Annotated in this window: 18 protein-coding genes; 11 read left to right on the top strand and 7 right to left on the bottom strand. The window is 71.8% G+C overall.

From position 1 onward, the window contains the following. The first annotated feature begins 15 nt into the window (after positions 1-15). The 3 genes from MWU75_RS17640 to MWU75_RS17630 all read left to right on the top strand — a co-directional run bounded on the left by MWU75_RS17640 (position 16) and on the right by MWU75_RS17630 (position 3,693). On the top strand, positions 16-954 hold the full coding sequence (locus MWU75_RS17640; RefSeq protein WP_247093398.1) for a TIGR01777 family oxidoreductase: 939 nt from the start codon (positions 16-18) through the stop codon (positions 952-954). Further along, a complete protein-coding gene (locus tag MWU75_RS17635; protein WP_247093396.1) occupies positions 947-2,446 on the top strand; it encodes a glycosyltransferase family 39 protein in 1,500 nt (499 codons plus the stop codon). The genes MWU75_RS17640 and MWU75_RS17635 overlap by 8 nt, the downstream gene beginning before the upstream one ends. Before the next feature lie 239 nt (positions 2,447-2,685). After that, complete coding sequence (locus MWU75_RS17630) at positions 2,686-3,693, top strand: hypothetical protein (protein ID WP_247093394.1); 1,008 nt, start codon at positions 2,686-2,688, stop codon at positions 3,691-3,693. A 7-nt stretch (positions 3,694-3,700) separates the two neighbouring features. On the opposite strand, the gene MWU75_RS17625 is transcribed toward MWU75_RS17630, so the two are convergent. After that, a complete protein-coding gene (locus tag MWU75_RS17625; RefSeq protein WP_247093392.1) occupies positions 3,701-5,350 on the bottom strand; it encodes a serine/threonine-protein kinase in 1,650 nt (549 codons plus the stop codon). A 65-nt stretch (positions 5,351-5,415) separates the two neighbouring features. On the opposite strand from MWU75_RS17625, the gene lipB reads away from it, so the two are divergent. The 4 genes from lipB to MWU75_RS17605 are packed head-to-tail and all read left to right on the top strand — an operon-like array spanning position 5,416 to position 8,456. Continuing rightward, complete coding sequence (lipB, locus tag MWU75_RS17620) at positions 5,416-6,078, top strand: lipoyl(octanoyl) transferase LipB (protein WP_348647803.1); 663 nt, start codon at positions 5,416-5,418, stop codon at positions 6,076-6,078. A 46-nt stretch (positions 6,079-6,124) separates the two neighbouring features. Beyond that, entirely contained in the window at positions 6,125-7,174 is a 1,050-nt protein-coding gene (locus tag MWU75_RS17615; protein ID WP_247093388.1) for an ABC transporter ATP-binding protein, read from the top strand. Next, a complete protein-coding gene (locus MWU75_RS17610; RefSeq protein ID WP_247093386.1) occupies positions 7,171-8,175 on the top strand; it encodes a hypothetical protein in 1,005 nt (334 codons plus the stop codon). The genes MWU75_RS17615 and MWU75_RS17610 overlap by 4 nt, the downstream gene beginning before the upstream one ends. A 29-nt stretch (positions 8,176-8,204) precedes the next feature. Further along, positions 8,205-8,456: a hypothetical protein gene (locus MWU75_RS17605; RefSeq protein WP_247093385.1), complete on the top strand. Its 252-nt coding sequence runs from the start codon at positions 8,205-8,207 to the stop codon at positions 8,454-8,456. A 52-nt stretch (positions 8,457-8,508) separates the two neighbouring features. On the opposite strand, the gene MWU75_RS17600 is transcribed toward MWU75_RS17605, so the two are convergent. From MWU75_RS17600 to MWU75_RS17590, 3 genes are all read right to left on the bottom strand, one after another. Next, complete coding sequence (locus MWU75_RS17600; RefSeq protein WP_247093383.1) at positions 8,509-9,168, bottom strand: NAD(P)H-binding protein; 660 nt, start codon at positions 9,166-9,168, stop codon at positions 8,509-8,511. Positions 9,169-9,280: 112 nt separating this feature from the next. Then, positions 9,281-10,261: a DUF1648 domain-containing protein gene (locus MWU75_RS17595; RefSeq protein ID WP_247093381.1), complete on the bottom strand. Its 981-nt coding sequence runs from the start codon at positions 10,259-10,261 to the stop codon at positions 9,281-9,283. 20 nt (positions 10,262-10,281) lie between these two features. Further along, positions 10,282-10,635, bottom strand: a complete 354-nt coding sequence (locus MWU75_RS17590; RefSeq protein WP_247093379.1) for a GntR family transcriptional regulator — start codon at positions 10,633-10,635, stop codon at positions 10,282-10,284. Positions 10,636-10,771: 136 nt separating this feature from the next. On the opposite strand from MWU75_RS17590, the gene lipA reads away from it, so the two are divergent. Both lipA and MWU75_RS17580 read left to right on the top strand, forming a co-directional pair. Beyond that, complete coding sequence (gene lipA, locus MWU75_RS17585; RefSeq protein WP_247093377.1) at positions 10,772-11,797, top strand: lipoyl synthase; 1,026 nt, start codon at positions 10,772-10,774, stop codon at positions 11,795-11,797. A 5-nt stretch (positions 11,798-11,802) separates the two neighbouring features. Continuing rightward, positions 11,803-12,588 (top strand): DUF4191 domain-containing protein, encoded by a 786-nt coding sequence (locus tag MWU75_RS17580; protein WP_247093375.1) that lies wholly within the window; start codon positions 11,803-11,805, stop codon positions 12,586-12,588. 260 nt (positions 12,589-12,848) lie between these two features. Here MWU75_RS17580 and MWU75_RS17575 read toward each other — a convergent pair whose 3' ends face one another. Next, positions 12,849-13,532, bottom strand: a complete 684-nt coding sequence (locus MWU75_RS17575) for a response regulator transcription factor (RefSeq protein ID WP_247093373.1) — start codon at positions 13,530-13,532, stop codon at positions 12,849-12,851. Beyond that, the gene (locus tag MWU75_RS17570) at positions 13,529-14,689 is read right to left on the bottom strand and encodes a sensor histidine kinase (protein ID WP_247093371.1); all 1,161 of its coding nucleotides are present in this window, start codon (positions 14,687-14,689) and stop codon (positions 13,529-13,531) included. The genes MWU75_RS17575 and MWU75_RS17570 overlap by 4 nt, the downstream gene beginning before the upstream one ends. 224 nt (positions 14,690-14,913) lie before the next feature. Here MWU75_RS17570 and MWU75_RS17565 point away from each other — a divergent pair, with 224 nt between their 5' ends. Beyond that, positions 14,914-15,681 carry a hypothetical protein gene (locus tag MWU75_RS17565; protein ID WP_247093369.1) on the top strand — a complete coding sequence of 256 codons (768 nt, stop codon included), beginning with the start codon at positions 14,914-14,916 and terminating at the stop codon, positions 15,679-15,681. Positions 15,682-15,690: 9 nt separating this feature from the next. Here the strand turns inward: MWU75_RS17565 and MWU75_RS17560 are convergent, their stop codons facing one another. Then, positions 15,691-16,125 (bottom strand): RDD family protein, encoded by a 435-nt coding sequence (locus MWU75_RS17560; RefSeq protein ID WP_247093367.1) that lies wholly within the window; start codon positions 16,123-16,125, stop codon positions 15,691-15,693. Positions 16,126-16,243: 118 nt separating this feature from the next. Here MWU75_RS17560 and glnA point away from each other — a divergent pair, with 118 nt between their 5' ends. Then, the gene (gene glnA, locus MWU75_RS17555) at positions 16,244-17,668 is read left to right on the top strand and encodes a type I glutamate--ammonia ligase (RefSeq protein WP_247093365.1); all 1,425 of its coding nucleotides are present in this window, start codon (positions 16,244-16,246) and stop codon (positions 17,666-17,668) included. Positions 17,669-17,813 lie beyond the last annotated feature (145 nt).

The following is a 17,813-nucleotide window of genomic DNA, read 5'->3' as shown; positions in this document are numbered from 1 at the left end:
AGAGGCGGACACACCGTGTCGTCGGAGCCGAGCACCCCGCAGCACCTGGTAGCCATCACCGGCTCGAGCGGGATGCTCGGCTCCGCGCTGTCCGCCGCACTCCGGGCCCGCGGCGACGGGGTGGTGCACCTGGTCAGACGCGACCCGGCCGGCGACCTGCCGACCGGGGTGACGGAGGCCCGCTGGGACACGGACACAGGGCTGCGCGACCCGCACGCCCTCGACGAGGTCACCGCAGTCGTCAACCTCGCCGGCGCCAATCTGGGCAGTCGTCGCTGGACCGCGCGCTACAAGAGCGAGCTGGTCCGGTCGCGGGTCGGCAACACCCGGGTGCTGAGCAGCACCCTGGCCAGGCTCCCGCACCGGCCGCGCCTGCTCTCCGGCTCCGCGATCGGCATCTATGGCTCACGTGGCGACTCGACGCTCACCGAGGCGAGCCCGCCCGGCACCGGCTTCGTCGCCGAGCTGGCCCACGACTGGGAGCAGGCGACCTGGAGCGCGCAGGAGGCCGGCCTCCGGGTCGCGCACCTCCGCACCGGGATCGTGCTGAGCCGCTCCGGCGGTGCCCTCGCCCGGCTGCTGCCGGTGCTCAAGGCCGGCCTGGGCGGTCGGTTGGGCAGCGGCGAGCAGTACTGGTCGTGGATCTCGCTGCCCGACCACGTCGCCGCTGTCCTGTGGCTGATCGACCACCCGGAGATCACCGGCCCCGTCAACCTCACCGGGCCGGAGCCGGCGCCGCAGCACGAGGTGGTCCGGGCGCTCGCCGCCGACCTGCACCGGCCCGCCGTGGTCCCCGCGCCCACGATCGCCCTGCGCCTGGCGCTCGGGGAGATGGCCAGCGAGGTGCTGGGCAGTATGCGCGTGCTGCCGACGGTGCTCCTCGAGAGCGGCTTCGCGTTTGCTCACCCCCGGCTCGCCGACGCCGTGTCCTGGGTCACGGGAGACGATGCCTGAGACCGAGGAACGCCGCGTCCGACCACCTGCCGCTGTCGTGCCACCACCGCTCAGGCGGTTCGCCTGGGTCCCGGTCCTCGCCGCAGCCGGGGCGGCGATGGTCGCCCTCACGGCGTTCTCGGGCCTGTACGGCTACCACCGCGACGAGCTGTACTTCCGGATGCTCCCGGCGGAGGTCGGTTACACCGACCAACCTTTCCTGACGCCGTGGCTGGCGCGCACGTTCGCTGCGGTGGTCGCCGATGAGGTCTGGACGCTGCGGATCCCGGCGACCCTGGCGGCCGGTGCGGCCGTGGTGCTGCTGGCCCTGCTCACCCGGGAGCTCGGCGGCGGTCGGCGTGCTCAGGTCATCGCGGCGTGGGGCTATGCCGGCACGGCCTCCGTCCTGATGTTCGGCCACGTGCTCCTGCCGGCGACCCTGGACCTGGCGCTGTGGCTGGGCGTGCTGGTGACTGCCACGAGGGCGGCGCTGCGCGACCCGCGCTGGTGGCTGGTGGCGGGCGCCCTCGTCGGCCTCACCACCTGGAACCGGTGGCTGGTGGTCGTCCTGGCGCTGGCCATCGCCGTCGGGGTCCTGCTGCTGGGTCCGCGCCAGGTGTGGAGCTCCCCGTGGGCCTGGGGCGGCGTCGTGGCGTCCTTGGCAGTCGCCGGCCCAAACCTGCTCCACCAGGCGGCCAACGACTGGCCCCAGCTGGCGATGGGCGCGGCGCTAAGCGAGAGCAACGCCGGCGAGGTGCGCCTGCTGATGTGGCCCCTGCTGTTCCTCCTCCTCGGGCCCGCGCTCGTGCCCACGTGCCTCGCCGGCGTCCGCTACCTGTGGACCGACCCGGCGGTGCGGCACGCCCGGTTCCTCCTGGTCTGCCTCGGGGTGCTGCTCGCCTTCACGTTCATCGGCGGCACCCAGCCGCACTACTTCATGACGCCGCTGGCGGCGGTGTTCGCCGCGGGGTGCGTGCGACTCGGGGCACGGACCGAGAGCTACCGGGAGCGTGCCGTGCCGTTCGGCCTCAACACCGCGCTCTGCGCGCTCATCGGCCTGCCGCTGATCCCGCTCGCGGTCCTGGGCAGCACCCCGCTGCCGGCCATCAGTCCACTCGCCGCCGACCAGGTCGGTTGGTCCGCCCATGTGGCCACGGTCGCCTCCACCTACGACCGGGCGGTGCAGGAGTATGGCGAGCCGGTCGCCGTCATCACCGCCAACTACGGCGAGGCCGGGGCCGTCGCCCGCTACGGCCCGGAGCACGGCCTGCCCGCGCCGGTGAGCGGCCACAACCACCTGCACTCCCTCGGTGGGCCGGACGCGGACGTCGCCACGGTGGTGATGATCGGGCAGGACCGCCTCGCCACCCTGTTCCAGGACTGTGCCGTCGCAGCCGAGCTCGACAATGGTGTCGGGGTCGACAACGAGGAGCAGGGCGTCGCGGTGCGGATCTGTCACGGCCCGCGCGAGTCCTGGGACCTCCTGTGGCCCCGGTTCGCCCACCTGGACTGAGCAACCCGCGCGGCCGGACGAGCAGCCCGGCCTCTCGTCGTGGAGTCGTGCCGGGGCAGGCGACCTCCGGTGTGACACGCGTGGCGTGCGTGATTCATGTGACTGATGGGGCTAACGTACGGTCATGGGTACGTCTCGGGGACTCACCCCCGTGTCAGGAGTGGTAGGGCCGGCTACCGCGGTCGGCCAGCGCCCGGCCCCACCCGGCCAGTTCGGTCGACGGGTGGTGTGAGCGCGTCATGGGCCCGATCAGGTATTCCGCGCTGCGGGCGAAGGCCTCGCCCCGCAAGGTCGCAGCCTGGCGCGAGAGCGTGCTGCGCGAGACCGCGCACGACGACCGGGGTGAGAACACCCATGGCTCCGAGGCCAGGGGTCCGGCGCTGAGAGCGTCGACCTGGGTCGGCGTCGTGGCGGCACTGACATTGGTCTGCGGGGCCCTCAGCGTGGCTGCCGGGATCCTCGAGCTGACCGACCGGGGCAACACCGGTGGCCTCTCCGCCGCGGCGCTCCTGGCGACCCTCGCTCTCGGGCTGAGCTGGGTGGTCCTTCAGCGCCGGGTGAGGCAGCTGGCCGAGGGCTGGCGCGACCCCTATCGCCTGATGTCGTTTGCGAGGGACAACGGCTTCCACGCCGTGCCGGTGGCCACGCCGGCTGACCTGCCCGGCCGGATCTTCGGTCGCGGTCTGGACGAGCACCGGGTGCGGCTGGACGTCGTCGCGTGGGTGCAGGGCGGCCGCCAGTGTCACGTCGCCACCGAGTGCTGGAGCTCGGGCGAGCCGCGCGGAGGCGGCACACCACTGGACGAGGGAAGCTGCCGCTACCTGGCCGTTCGCATCGGGCAGGTCCCCCTGCCCTTCGCGGAGTTCACCGCCTTCGACACCGAGACCCAGGAGCCGCCTGTCTCGGACCGCCAGCTCGTCCGGGCCACCGCCGGCACCGAGCGGTGGGCGGCCTCCCTCTTCTCCGAGCGAGTGACCACGCTGCTGACGCACTCGCGCCAACCCCGCGACGCCGAGATCGTCGGCGAGTGGTTCATCGCCTACGACCTCACGGACGCCGACCCGCTCTCTCCCTCGGGCTGGGAGCGCACCTTCCAGCTGGTGGCGGCGTTGCCGGCCTTCCCGGTGGCCCCGCCGAACGAGGACGGGAGCGACCCGCTGACCAGCCCCGAGGTCGCCAAGCCCACCGGACGCGTCCTGACGATGCGGATGCCGCGCCCGTGGCGACGACCCGTCCGGGCCATGTAGGGAACCCTCAGCCCCACCCCCAGATCCGCCACCCGTCCTCCGCGCGGCGCAGCTCCACCTCGACCGTGTCGGCCCGCGCCTCGTGCTGGAGGGTGCCCGCCGGTCCCACCTCGAGGTATTTAGATCGCTCGACGTCCACACCGAGCACCGCACGATCCGGCCCGGACGCGAGCACCGAGGCGTCGGTGACCGTGAACACCAGCTCGCGATAGCTCACCTTGAGGTCCTGCGCGTCCGACAGGGACTCCTGCTCCTGCTCGTGAGCCGGTGAGCCGGGCGCCAGGGCCTCCGCCAGGTCGCCAGCGTCACCGGACCGCCACGCGGCAGCCCGCGCGTCGAGCAACCGCTGCACCGCGACCTGGGGCTCATCCACCGGATCCAGCACGGCACCGGCCGCGGGGGTCCCGGCCGTGGGGGTTTCTGCCGTGCTGGACCGGGGCTCCGTGGCGTCAGCCACGGAGGTTCGTGCCGGGCCTCGCCCGGGATCCGTGGGCTCGGCCACGGAGGTCTCTGTGGTTTCTCGCCCGGCCTCAGAGGGCTCGACCGTGGTGGCTGCGTTGTCACCGGGGTCGACCAGGCTCACGGCCTCGGCCACCGCGCCGGTCTGGGAAAGCGCCGTGTCCCCGGCAGGCTCGTCCGGACCGAGCAGCGCCCCGACGGCACCGGCCACCGCGAGCACCAGGACCACCGCCGCACCGGCACCGGCCACCAGCCACCGCACCGAAGGGCGTCCGGAGCGGACAGCCACGCGCCCCTCGGCCCGGTGCAGCGCCCGGGGGTGCGCGCTCCGGACCGGCTGCTCCTCCGGGTCGGGGTCCGGGCGCTCGGAGCGGATCCGCTGGGTGAGGCCGGCCGCCGGATCGGCGCCGGGGGCCAGCACCACCGGCTCGGGCCGCGCCGCCGCGAGCAGCGCCACCGCGAGCTCCTCGGCGTCGGGCCGCTCGGCCGGCTCGGAGGCCAGGCACGAGGTCACCAGGGCCACGAGTGGCTCGGGCAGCTCCGGCCGCAGGTCCGCGAGCGCGGTCCGCGTGCCGGCCCAGCCGGGCGTTTCACCGACCAGGCAGAGCCAGGCGAGGGCGCCCAGGCCGTAGACGTCGGACTCGGCCGTCGGCGCGAACCCCTCCAGCACCTCGGGTGCGACCATGCCGTCGGTGCCGTAGGTGTCCGTCCGTTGCTCCCCCGCGATGCGGGACACGCCGAGGTCGGCCAGCAGCGGCATCCCGTCCTCCCGGAACAGCACGTTGCCCGGTGCGATGTCGCCGTGCACCACACCGGCCCGGTGCAGCTCGGCCAGGGCGCCGGCCAGCGGCGACCCGACGGTGACCACCTCCCCCGGCGTCAGGTGGCCACGCGCGCCCAGCACCTCGGCGAGGGACCCGCCTGCCGCCAGCTCCATCGCCAGGGCGACCCCACCGGGACGGCCACCGGCCCCGGGGACCGGCAGCACGTCATACAGGTGGATGACGTGCTCGTGCCGCACCCGGGCGAGCACGCCGGCCTCCCGCAGCGCGGCGGAGACGTCCTCGGCGCGCGTCGGGACGACCTTGAGCGCCACGTCGAGGTCGTCGGCCACCCGCCGGGCCCGCCACACCTGCGCGCTCGACCCGGCACCGATGCGGCCGAGCACGTCATATCCGGGGATCCGTGGGACATCCATGCCCCGCACCCTGCACCAGGTCGCCCCGTGCCCGCAGAAGTTGTCCACAACCCGCCCGGCGTACAGTGGCGGCCATGCGCATCGAGCACGTCGGCTTCGCCCCGGACCTCGTCGACTACCAGCAGGCCTGGGACCACCAGCGCGCCGTGCACGCCCAGGTCGTCGCCGGTGAGCTGCCCGACTCGATCCTGCTGCTGGAGCACGCCGCCGTCTACACCGCCGGCAAGCGCACCGAGGACCACGAGCGCCCCACCGACGGCACGCCGGTCATCGACGTCGACCGCGGCGGCAAGATCACCTGGCACGGGCCGGGACAGCTGGTCGGCTACCCCATCGTGCGGCTGCCCTCCCCCGTCGACGTCGTCGCGCACGTCCGGCGCCTGGAGGACCTGCTCATCGACGTCTGCGCGGAGCTGGGCCTGGCCACGACCCGGGTCGAGGGCCGCAGCGGCGTCTGGGTGCTGGCCGACGACCGCGGCCCGGACCGCAAGATCGGCGCGATCGGCATCCGGGTCAGCCACGACGTGACGATGCACGGCTTCTCCTTCAACGCCGACTGCGACCTGTCCTGGGCGGACGCGATCATCCCGTGCGGCATCGCCGACGCGGGTGTCACCACCCTGACCGCCGAGCTGGGCCGGCACGTCACCGTCGCCGAGATCCTCCCGCTGGTCGAGGCCCGCGTGTCGCGGATCGCCGCGGGCACGCCGGCAGCCACAATGGCCTGACCGCCCGGCACCTTCCCGTGCGGCCGGGTGCCGATGGGAGTATGCCGTGGAACTGGTTGCCGATGACGGCCTCGCCGTCGCGACGCGTGGGTTGCGCAAGACCTTCCGGGGGATCAGGGGGCGTCGCGTCGCGATCCACGGTCTCGACCTGGACGTGCCCGCCGGGGGTGTCCACGGGTTCCTGGGGCCGAACGGCTCGGGCAAGACCACGACGATCCGGATGCTGCTGGGGCTGCTGCGCGCGGACAGCGGGACGATGCACATCTTCGGCCAGCCGGTGCCGCAGCGGCTGCCGCACGTCATCGCCCGGGTCGGCGCCATCGTGGAGAGCCCGAAGTTCTATCCCACCTTCACCGGCCGCAGGAGCCTGAGCCTGCTGGCCCAGGCGATCGGCACCGACCAGCGCCGGGTCGGCGAGGTGCTCGAGGAGGTGGGTCTGGCCGACCGCGGGGACGACCGCTTCGCCGGCTACTCCCTCGGGATGAAGCAGCGCCTGGCCATTGCGGCGACCCTGCTCAAGTCGCCCGACCTGCTGATCTTTGACGAGCCCACCAACGGCCTGGACCCCGCTGGCATCCGGGAGATCCGCGAGACCATGCGCAACCTGGGCACGCAGGGCCGCACCGTGCTGGTGAGCAGCCACATCCTGTCCGAGATCGAGCAGATCGCCGACACCGTCTCCATCATCGGACGCGGTCAGGTGGTGGCACAGGGGTCGGTCGCCAGCCTGATCAACGAGGCCGAGACCGGAGGGGTGGACGTCGGCGTCGACAACCCGGAGGCCGCGGTCGCGGTCCTCCGCCGGGCCGGGATGACCGCGGACCTGGCCCCGGGCGGCCTGCGGGTCACCGGTGTCGACCGGCCCGCCGACATCACCCGGGCCCTGGCCGCGCAGGGGCTGTACGTCGACCGTCTCCTGCCCGTGCACCTCGACCTGGAGTCGGTCTTCCTCCAGCTGACCCAGGCCGACCAGCTCGGCGCCACTCCACCCCCACCCGAGGGCACCCCCACCCCACCGAGCGCCCCGGGTGGCGCGGGACCGGGCTCACCCGGCTCACGGCATACTGCCGACGCCGACGAGGAGGCCGGCCGATGACCCAGCTGACCCGCGTCGAGCTGCGGCGCATCTTCTCCCGCAAGATCGTCCACCTGTCCGTGCTGGCCATCCTGGCCGTCGCGCTCCTGACCTTCTGGGGCCTGTGGCAGAGCGTGCAGCCGCAGTCGGCGTTCGAGGAGCAGGCGCGGCAGGACTTCGAGCAGGTCCACGAGCAGTGGGAGCAGGAGCAGGAGTTCCGGGACGAGGAGTTCATCGAGCAGTGCCTGGAGGAGCAGGAGGCCGAGCGCGAGCGGATCGGTGACCAGACGATCGACTTCGGCTGTGAGTGGCCCGAGCCGACGCTGGATGAGATGCTCGCCGGCTACGCCCCGCCGCCGATGGCCGACCTCGCGACCAGCCAGCTGCAACAGACCGGGACCCTGGTGTTCTTCCTGGTGCTGCTGGGCGGCTCGACGGCCACCGCCGCCGAGATCGCCCACCGGACACTGGGCACCTGGCTGACCTTCGAGCCACGGCGGGACCGGGTCTTCGCCAGCAAGGTGCTCGCGTCCGGCCTGGTGGCGATCCCGATCACTGCGGTGTTCCTGGCCATCATCCTGCTGGGGGTCCCGCTGCTCTATCGGATCCGGGGCGTGGACGACGCGATGACGGCGACGCAGTGGACCGATCTGGCGTGGACGAGTGGCCGGATCGTGGCGCTGGCGGTCTTCCTCGGCATGGTCGGCGCGGCCGCCGGGCTCCTGCTGAAGCACACCGGAGCCGTGCTCGGGATCGCCGTCGGCTATCTGCTCGTTGTGGAGAACATGGTGCGCGGCCTGTTCCCGGAGCGGGCGAGGTATCTGCTGAGCGAGAACCTCATCGCGTGGGTCAACGACGGCCACCAGATCTACAACTGGGTGTGCGACGACGGGTTCGACGGCGAGTGTCGTGAGGTCGTCACGCGCATCTCGCTGGAGCACGGGGCCGCCGTGATCGGCCTGGTGGGCGTGGCCGTGATCCTGCTCTCCTGGGTGGTGTTCCGGCGGCGCGACGTCGACTGAGTGTCGCCCCTTCCAGCACCCCGGACCTCGTGCACCACGACGTCGACCAGCGACGTCGTGGTGCACGGGTCGGGCTCGTGATCAGTTGGCGCCGGGCGCTGACCGAGCAGCTTCTTGCCCAGCTCGGCGCCCTTGCGGCTATCAGCCTGCGCCTTGGTGAAGAGGTCGACGAGCTCCTGGTCGCCGTCGCGCTCGGCGTCGGCGCAGTACTGCTCCATGCGCAGCGCGTTGCTCAGGCAGGCCTCGATGAACCAGGGGGCGCCTCACCCTTCCCAGGCTAGGCGGGCACCGACCCGTCGTCGTGCCGAGCCGGCCCCCCGGACGCAGGGCCCGTCAGGCCGTGGCGAGCGCCTCCGCGATCGGCTGGCTGCCGCCGACGAACTCAAGGGCCCGGCCGATGGTGGTGTCGTCGGCCAGCACCGCCGCGATCACGGCCGCCACGTCCTCGCGGGACACGCTCGTGCCGTCCAGCGATCGGTCGTAGTCCGCGTCGAGGTGGATGGTGCCCGAGCCCGGTTCGAGGTCGAGCCCGCCCGGCGCCACGATCGTCCACTGCAGCCCGGTCGCGCGCAGGTGGGCGTCGGCGACGGCCTTCGCCTCGGCATACGTGCTGAAGGGGTTGTCCGCGGGGATCTCGTCCCGGCCCGCGCCGCGATAGGAGACCATCACGTAGCGGTAGGCGCCGGCCTGCGCCGCCGCCTCCATCGAGGCGATCGCGGCGTCCCGGTCCACGGCGTTGGTCCGTGCGGGGTTGCCGCCGCCGGCCCCGGCCGACCACACCACAGCGTCGTGCCCGGCCAACGCGGCCGCGAGCGCCTCGGTGTCCGCGGACTCGACGTCGAGCACCAGGGGTGCGGCACCGGTCCCGGCCACGTCGGCCTCGTGCTCGGGGTTGCGGAAGATCGAGGTGACCTCGTCCCCCCGGCCCGTGAGCTGGCGCGCCAGGTGCAGCGCCACCTTTCCGTGTCCTCCGATGATCGCGATCCTGGGCATGACTGACCTCCATCTGTCGGTGGTGAGCTGCGAGCTCCGTTCCTCCGGGCAACCAGCCCGACCGGAGGACTGTTCCCCCGGCCGCGCCGGTGCAGGTCAGCGGCGGTGCAGGTCAGCGGCGGTGGCCGGCCTCCAGGTAGCCCAACAGGAGACCGGCGCCGGTGGCCGCGTCGTCGACGGTGGCCACGAAGCGGCGCTTGCCGTGCGTGACCTGCAGTGCGGTGCCCCGTCGCGTGATGAGGCCGAGGCCGCCGGGCGTCATCCGCAGACCGAAGCCGCCGAAGTCGGACGGCGACATCTCGACGACCGCGGCGTCGGTGACCTCTGACAGCGGGATGTGGCCGCGCGGGAGGCCGATCGCCGAGCGCCAGGTCACGCCGGAGGCATCGACCGTCACCACGAAGCTGGTCACCGCCACGACCAGCAGCGCCACCAGTGCCGCAATGAGCCACAGCCACCAGATGCCGCTGGCGACCGTCGCGATCACGAGCACCAGCACGCTGGCGGCCAGCGCGAGCACCGGGAGCCGGCCCAGCTGCGCCCGGCCGAACCAGGAGGCCCGCTCGGTCGGCGCGAGGGCCACCGGGGTGACCGCCTCCGGTGCATCGTGCGGGATGCCGCGGGGCACCACGAGCGCCACGATGATCCCGACGACCAGCCCCAGGACCAGGCCGCCCAGCATCAGCCACGGGTCCAGCGTGACCTCCTCGGGAACGGCAGCGCCCCGGTTGGCGACGACGAGCCCGCAGAAGAGCGCGCTGAGCCACACCGAGAAGCCGGCGAGGAATCCCGCGAACGCACGGGCCCACTCCCCGCGCCACCACTGGGCTGCCCCGAACACCGCGATGAGAACGGCGGGCACCCCGATCCCGACGAGGCCGAACAGGGCCAGCGCACCTCCCCGGGCCATGTCGTCGTTGGGTTGCCCTGAGAGGTCGAAGTGCGTGGCGATCCGGTCCGGCAGGTCGCCAGCGTAGAGGAGGAAGACCAGCAGGAGGGCGGCCGCGCTGACGGCGGCCACCAGGACGGTCGCGGTGAGATGGGCACGACGCACGCGCCGCACGGCGGCCGGGTCGGCCATGGCTTGGGTCATCCTCGGGCTCGTTCCTGGGGTCATTGGTGGGCTCCTTCGTCAAGTGCCTGGTGCAGTTGGGACAGTGGTATGCCGTGCTTCCGGGCTGCGTCGAGCAGGTCCGCCACGGCCTGGCCAACCTCGGGCGCGGCCGGTTGCTGGGGCAGGACGACCGCGCCACGACCGCGCCGGACGTCGATCACGCCCGCCTCACGCAGTTCCGTGTAGGCCCGCAGCACGGTGTGCATGTTGACGTCCAGCGAGGCGGCCAGGTCGCGCGCGGCGGGAAGCCGGTCGCCCGCGGTGACCTCACCGGAGGCGATCGCGCGCCGGACCTCCCGCTCGATCTGGGCATAGATCGGCTCGCTCGCTCGAGGGTCGATCCGGATCAGCACAACCCGATCATATAGTTATAGTTGCTCTATAACAAGTGCCCTTCCGCCAGGGGCCCGAAAGTGGGGTCGACCCTGCTCTGCGACGGGTGCGCGGTTAGGCTGACGGGGACCGCCGCCATCTGCAAGGAAGTGGAATGTGACTGTCGCACCCGAGGGTCGTCGCCTGCTGCGAGTCGAGGCCCGCAACGCGGAGACCCCCATCGAGCGCAAGCCCGAGTGGATCCGCACGACCGCCAAGATGGGGCCGGAGTACCAGGAGCTCCACAGCATGGTGAAGTCCGGGGGCCTGCACACGGTGTGCCAGGAGGCCGGCTGCCCCAACATCTTCGAGTGCTGGGAGGACCGCGAGGCGACCTTCCTCATCGGCGGCGACATCTGCACCCGGCGCTGCGACTTCTGCGATATCGCCACCGGCAAGCCGCGGGCCATGGACCTGGACGAGCCGCGCCGCGTGGCCGAGTCGGTGCGCCAGATGGGCCTGCGCTACTCCACCGTGACCGGTGTGGCCCGCGACGACCAGCCCGACGGCGCCGCCAGCCTGTATGCCGAGACGATCCGTCAGATCCACCTGCTCAACCCCAACACGGGCGTGGAGATCCTGCCGCCCGACTTCGGTGCCGTCCCCGAGCTGGTCAGCCAGGTCTTCGACGCCCGGCCCGAGGTGTTCGCGCACAACCTGGAGACCGTCCCGCGCATCTTCAAGCGGATCCGCCCCGCCTTCACCTACGAGAAGTCGCTGCGGGTGCTGACCATGGCGCGCGAGGCCGACCTGGTCACCAAGTCCAACCTGATCCTGGGCATGGGCGAGGAGGACCACGAGATCGAGTCCGCGATCCGGGACCTGCACGACGCCGGGTGCGACATCCTGACGATCACGCAGTATCTGCGCCCCTCCAAGCTGCACCACCCCATCGACCGGTGGGTCAAGCCCGAGGAGTTCGTGCACTGGTCGGACCTTGCCGAGGAGATCGGTTTCAAGGGCGTCATGGCCGGACCGCTGGTGCGCAGTTCCTACCGCGCGGGGCGCCTGTGGGTGCAGGCCATGACCAAGTGGGGTCGTCCGATCCCCGAGCACCTGTCACAGCTGGAAGAGGCCGCCAACGACCCGGCACGGCAGGAGGCTTCCTCGCTGCTGTCCAGGGTCACCGCCAACGTATCCTGATACCTATGGCCACCACGAACGACTCGACCGAGCCCACGCGCAAGCGGCGGTTCGGGCGCAAGAGCAAGAAGCCCAGGGACCCGAACAACCCCGGGAGGTGGCAGCAGTTCAAGCAGGTCTGGAAGATGACCCGCAAGCAGGACCCAACTGCCATCTGGTGGATGCTGCTGGCCGGGCTGGCCGTGCTGCTGCTCGCCCTGCTGGTCGGCCTGTGGCTCAACATGGTGATCTACTGCCTGATCATCGGCCTCCCGCTGGCGCTGCTGGCGGCGATGGTCGTCCTGGCCCGCAAGGCCGAACAGGCAGCCTTCAGCCAGATCGAGGGCCAGCCGGGCGCGACCTCCGCCGTGATGGGCACGCTGCGCCGCGGGTGGTTCTACGACCAGGAGCCGGTCGCGGCGGAGGCGAGCGGCAAGGTGCGCGGCATGCGCGACCTGCACAACGCGGCCATGGTGTTCCGCGCCGTCGGCCGTCCCGGTGTCGTGCTGCTCTCCGAGGGCCCCAAGGCCGGGGCCAAGCGGCTGGTCGAGAACGAGCGCCGCAAGGTTGGCCGCGTCGTCGGCGACGAGGTGCCCGTGCACATCCTGCGGATCGGGCGCGAGGAGGGCGAAATCCCCCTCTCCAAGGTGGTCAAGTCCATGAAGAAGCTGGACAAGAACATCACCAAGGAGGAGGCGCTCGTCGTGCACAAGCGCCTCAAGGCGATCGGCGCGACCGCCAAGCCGCCGCTGCCCGCGGGCGTCGACCCGCGCAAGGCCCGGATGGACCGGCGCGCCCTGCGCGGCCGCTGAGCCGCGACCTGATCCACACACCTGCGGGACCCAGGTCCGCCTCGAGCGCTGGAGGCTTGCTCGTAGACGTGACATCGGTGTCGGACACGCACCATCCTTAGGCTGGTGCACGACACGCACCGTCACCTGTGATTGGTGTCAGACACGCACCATCCCCCAGCCTGGTGCACAGGGCGCACCAGTGTCACGTCCCCACCAGGCGCTTGCTCCACCCGCTGCTGGACCGGGGCCTTCACCGACCGCCGCCGACACCCCGGCCGTCAGTCCTCGCCCACCTGCACCAGGCCGGTCCGGAAGGCCAGCACCGCGACCTGCACCCGGTCCCGCAGCTGCAACTTGGTGAGCAGCCGCGACACGTAGGTCTTCACCGTGGCCTCGCTGAGGAACAGCCGCTGCCCGATCTCGGCGTTGGACAGCCCCTGGGCGACCAGCCGAGCCACCTCGGTCTCGCGCTCGGACAGCTGGGCCAGCTCGGGCGGCAGCTCCCCCGCCCGCGGCCTGGTCGTGAACTGCTCGAGCAGCCGGGCGATCAGCGCGGGCGCCAGCATCGACTCGCCCCGGGCGACGACCCGCACGGCGTGCACCAGGTCCTCCGGGGTGACGTCCTTGAGCAGGAAGCCGGAGGCGCCGGCACGAACGGCCTGGTAGACGTACTCGTCGAGGTCGAAGGTGGTCAGCACCAGCACCCGCGGCCTGGAGCCCACCAGCTCCATGATCCGCCGGGTCGCCTCCACCCCGTCGAGCCGGGGCATCCGGATGTCCATCAGCACGACGTCCGGCCGCAGGTCCCGGACCACCTCGACGGCCTCGAGCCCGTCCCCGGCCTCCCCCACCACGTCCAGCCCGGCACGCTCAAGGATCAGCCGGAACCCCATCCGCACCAGTTCCTGGTCGTCCACGACGACGACCGAAGTGACCTGACCGCCGTCGGTGCGCGACGTCATACTGGCTCCAGCGGCAGCACCGCGCGGACGGTGAACCCCGGCTCGCCCGTGGTCGTCTCGACGTGCCCGCCGAACAGGGCTGCCCGCTCGCGCATGCCGACCAGGCCGTGCCCGGCGCCGGCGGACCTCTCCTCGCGCTCCGGCCCCTCGTCGCGGACCGTGATCTCCAGCGCGTCGGACCCGTAGAGCATCGCGACGTCCGCACGGGTGGCCCGGGAGTGGCGGCGCACGTTGGTCAGCGCCTCCTGCACGATCCGGTAGGCCGTGAGGTCGAGCCCCGCCGGCAGCTGCGCTCGCTCCCCGGTCACCCGGAGGTCGACCTCCAGGCCTGCGGCCCGGGCGGCGTCCACCAGCTCGGGCAGCGAGTGCGTGCCCGGTTGCGGGGCGAGCTCCCCGCCCGACTCGGGCTCACGCAGCATCGCCACCACGCGGCGCATCTCGACCAGCGCGTCCGAGCCCGTCCGCCGGATGGTGCCCAGCGCCTGCCGGACGAAGTCGGGGTCGTCCTCGACCAGCTGCTCAGCGGCACCAGCCTGCACCACGATGACTCCGACGGAGTGCGCGACGACGTCGTGCAGCTCGCGCGCGATGCGGGCCCGCTCCTCGGCGACGGCGGTCAGCGCCTGGGTGCGCGCCTCGGTCTCGGCCTGGTGCGCCCGGACCGCCTCGGCGGCGGCGCGGTCCGAGGAGACCCGCAGGCCGCGCCCGGTGAGCCAGACCAGGGCGACGAACGCCCAGTGGAACAGGATCTCGCTGGGCTCCTGCAGGAGGGGCACGAAGAGGTCCGCGACCGTGAGGAAGACCACGACCGCGATGGTGCCGACCCACAGGTAGCGCCCGGTGCCGTGCCGGGCGATCGTGAACCCGAGGATGAGCAGCGGCACGAGCTGCCCGAAGAACAGCAGGTGCATGTGGTCGGCGCCGTTGACGGTGCCCAGGACCGGCCAGACGAGGAGTCCGGCCAGCGCCCACCAGGGACGCGCACGGCGCAGCGCGATCGCAGCGGCGAAGAGCACGACACCGACGCTGCTGACCAGGTTGGACCCGTCGCCCTGGACAGACTCGAAGGGCACCCAGATCTCCGCGAGCGCGACGCCGGCGAGCAGCACGGCGACCGTGATGTCGACCGCCCACTGTCCTCTGCTGAGCCGCTGCACGATCACAATCTAGGGCCGGCGACGCACCGCTGTCGTCACCCTGAGGTTGATCTTCGGACAACCCCGGGAGTAGGTCGTTCCCCCGGGGTCGCGTCGACGTCTCCTGCTCGTCGGTCCGGAGGTGACCGCACTCGCACCCGGAGGCGGATCCGGTGCGACCAGAGGCACTCCTACGTTCGGGTCGAGGCCGACCAGCAGGGTCGACCCGGACCCAAGGAGACACCATGCAGACCTCGCCCCAGACCGCAGACACACGAACCCCAGCACCTGGGACAACCGCCGCTTCCCGCCGCACCCGACCGGCCCGGTTCGCCCGTGCCACGGTAGCGGCCTCGCTGGTCGTGGGCACCGCCCTCACCGTGGTCAGCATTCTGCTCATGCCCGACTTCTCAGGAGGCCTCGCCGAGTCGCTGCAGGCCATCGCCGCCGCCGGAAGCACGGCCACGATCTCGGCCCTGGGCTTCGCGTCCTCTCAGCTCTTCATGGCGGTCGGCCTGGTCGGGCTGGCCCACCTGCTGCGGAACCGGGTCCCGGTCCTGGCCGTGCTGGGCGGCACCCTGGCGCTGCTCGGCGCCTTCGGGCACGCCGTCTACGGCGGCGTGAACGTCGTGATGCTGCTGATGGCCCAGGACCTGGGAGCCATCGACACGCACGTCGCCGTCCTCGAGCGGACCGAACAGGGCCTGGCGATCCCGTTCATGGCCGCCGGCCTGCTGGGCACCGTGCTCGGTTTCATCCTGCTCGGCGTGGCGGTGTGGCGCGGCGGCCTGGGCCCGCGCTGGGTCGGCCCCGCCATGATCTTCTGGGTGGTCCTCGAATTCGTCGGCAGCGGCCTGTCGGAGTGGGCGGGCTACGCCTCCGGTGTCCTGTATGCCGTGGTCTTCGGCGCCCTGGCTCTGGCGGTGCTGCGCTCCTCGCTCGCGCACTGGATGACGGCGGCCGAGGCCGACGTGCCTCTGTCGGAACCGGTCCCGGCTGGGGCCGCGGGATAGGCCTGGCTGCTACCTGCTGCGCAGGATGACGGTGCCGGCGGCACGGTCGTGGAGCCCACGGCCGTGCCGGTCGATGATGAAGGCGGGGATCACCAGACACAGGAGGACGGTGCGGATCAGGGCCGCCTTGGGTCCCGGCATACTCGGTCGGCCTGCCTGGAGCGCACCAAGGTGATGCACCCGCAGACCCAGGATGCCGTGGCCCAGGGTGTAGCCGCCGGTCCCGACCAGCAACAGGTTCTCCAGGGCGAACAGGCCCAGCGGGAGCAGGGAGGCGGTGCCGGAGAGTCCACCCCAGGGCACCCCGAGGATGGCCAGGGCGATGAAGGTGCAGGCGAGCCAGTCGATGAGGATCGCGACAAGGCGGCGCGGGAAGGTGGCCGCGGAACCCGGCCCGCGCTCCGTGAGGCCCAGGGCGGCACCCGGATAGGCTGTGTCGGTCACCCCAGCAGGGTAACCCGCGAAACACGGGCGAAACATGTGGGTCACGGTCAGGAAACGGGCCCCCCATATCCTCGGCCGCAAGCGGGCACCGGACCCCGCGCGGCTACCAGGAGGATGGATGTTCACCAGCGCAGAGGAGGTCCTCGCCTTTATCAAGGACGAGGACGTCAAGTTCATCGACATCAGGTTCTGTGACCTGCCCGGCGTGATGCAGCACTTCAACGTGCCAGCGGCCACCTTCGACGAGGAGGCGTTCACCACGGGGCAGATGTTCGACGGGTCCTCCATCCGCGGCTTCAAGTCCATCCACGAGTCCGACATGAAGCTCATCCCGGACCCCAAGACGGCCTACCTCGACCCCTACCGGATCGAGAAGACCCTCATCATGAACTTCGCGATCGTCGACCCGTTCACCGACGAGCCTTACGAGCGGGACCCCCGCCAGATCGCGGCCCGGGCCGAGGAGCACCTCCGCTCGACGGGGATCGCGGACACGGCATACTTCGGCGCCGAGGCCGAGTTCTACGTCTTCGACGACGTGCGCTTCTCCACCGGTCCGTCCGGCGGGTACTACCACATCGACTCCATCGAGGCGGCGTGGAACACCGGCCGCGCGGAGGAGGGTGGCAACCGCGGGTACAAGACCCGCTACAAGGGCGGCTACTTCCCCGTCCCGCCGGTCGACCACTTCGCCGACATCCGGGACCGGATGTGCCTGGACCTGGCGACCGTCGGGCTGCAGGTCGAGCGCTCGCACCACGAGGTCGGCACCGCGGGACAGCAGGAGATCAACTACCGCTTCAACACCCTGCTGCACTCCGGCGACGACCTGATGAAGTTCAAGTACGTCGTCAAGAACTCCGCCTGGGCCGCCGGCAAGACTGCCACCTTCATGCCCAAGCCGCTGTTCGGCGACAACGGGTCGGGCATGCACACCCACCAGTCGCTCTGGAAGGACGGCGAGCCGCTGTTCTACGACGAGAGCGGCTACGGCGGCCTGTCCGACATCGCACGGTGGTACATCGGCGGCCTCCTCGCCCACGGCCCCTCGCTGCTCGCGTTCACCAACCCCTCGATGAACTCCTACCATCGCCTGGTGCCGGGCTTCGAGGCGCCGATCAACCTGGTCTACTCCGCGCGCAACCGCTCGGCGTGCGTCCGGATCCCGATCACCGGCTCCTCCCCCAAGGCCAAGCGCATCGAGTACCGCGTGCCCGACCCCTCGGCCAACCCCTACCTCTGCTTCGCGGCCCAGCTGATGGCCGGGTTGGACGGCATCCGCAACCGCATCGAGCCGCCGGAGCCGGTCGACAAGGACCTCTACGAGCTGCCGCCCGAGGAGCTGGAGGACATCGCCCAGCTGCCGACCTCGCTGCCGGCCGTGCTGGAGGCGCTCGAGGCGGACCACGACTACCTCACCGAGGGCGACGTCTTCACCGAGGACCTCATCACGGCGTGGATCGACTACAAGCGCAAGCACGAGATCGACCCGATCCGTCTGCGCCCGCACCCGCACGAGTTCGAGATGTACTTCGACATCTGATCGGCAGACAACGCGAGGACCGGAGTGCGCGATGCACTCCGGCCCTCGTGTTGTGCCGGCGAGGCGTCAGGGCGTCGCCGCAGCCCGCAGGGGGCGCCGCGACCGGGACCACGTCAGCCGGCTGCAGGAAGTCACGCCAGGGGCT

Source organism: Ornithinimicrobium sp. F0845, from assembly GCF_023015765.1.
Taxonomy (GTDB): Bacteria; Actinomycetota; Actinomycetes; order Actinomycetales; family Dermatophilaceae; genus Ornithinicoccus.
Note: the sequence above shows the minus strand (reverse complement) of the source record. Positions and strands in the feature narration are given on the sequence as shown.

Excerpts from the sequence above, each read along its gene's own strand:
- MWU75_RS17575 (WP_247093373.1), bottom strand. The coding sequence starts at position 13,532 with ATGACGTCGCGCACCGACGGCGGTCAGGTCACTTCGGTCGTCGTCGTG.
- glnA (WP_247093365.1), top strand. The coding sequence starts at position 16,244 with ATGTTCACCAGCGCAGAGGAGGTCCTCGCCTTTATCAAGGACGAGGAC.
- MWU75_RS17565 (WP_247093369.1), top strand. The coding sequence starts at position 14,914 with ATGCAGACCTCGCCCCAGACCGCAGACACACGAACCCCAGCACCTGGG.
- MWU75_RS17630 (WP_247093394.1), top strand. The coding sequence starts at position 2,686 with ATGGGCCCGATCAGGTATTCCGCGCTGCGGGCGAAGGCCTCGCCCCGC.
- MWU75_RS17580 (WP_247093375.1), top strand. The coding sequence starts at position 11,803 with ATGGCCACCACGAACGACTCGACCGAGCCCACGCGCAAGCGGCGGTTC.
- MWU75_RS17610 (WP_247093386.1), top strand. The coding sequence starts at position 7,171 with ATGACCCAGCTGACCCGCGTCGAGCTGCGGCGCATCTTCTCCCGCAAG.
- MWU75_RS17600 (WP_247093383.1), bottom strand. The coding sequence starts at position 9,168 with ATGCCCAGGATCGCGATCATCGGAGGACACGGAAAGGTGGCGCTGCAC.
- MWU75_RS17625 (WP_247093392.1), bottom strand. The coding sequence starts at position 5,350 with ATGGATGTCCCACGGATCCCCGGATATGACGTGCTCGGCCGCATCGGT.
- MWU75_RS17635 (WP_247093396.1), top strand. The coding sequence starts at position 947 with ATGCCTGAGACCGAGGAACGCCGCGTCCGACCACCTGCCGCTGTCGTG.
- MWU75_RS17595 (WP_247093381.1), bottom strand. The coding sequence starts at position 10,261 with ATGACCCAAGCCATGGCCGACCCGGCCGCCGTGCGGCGCGTGCGTCGT.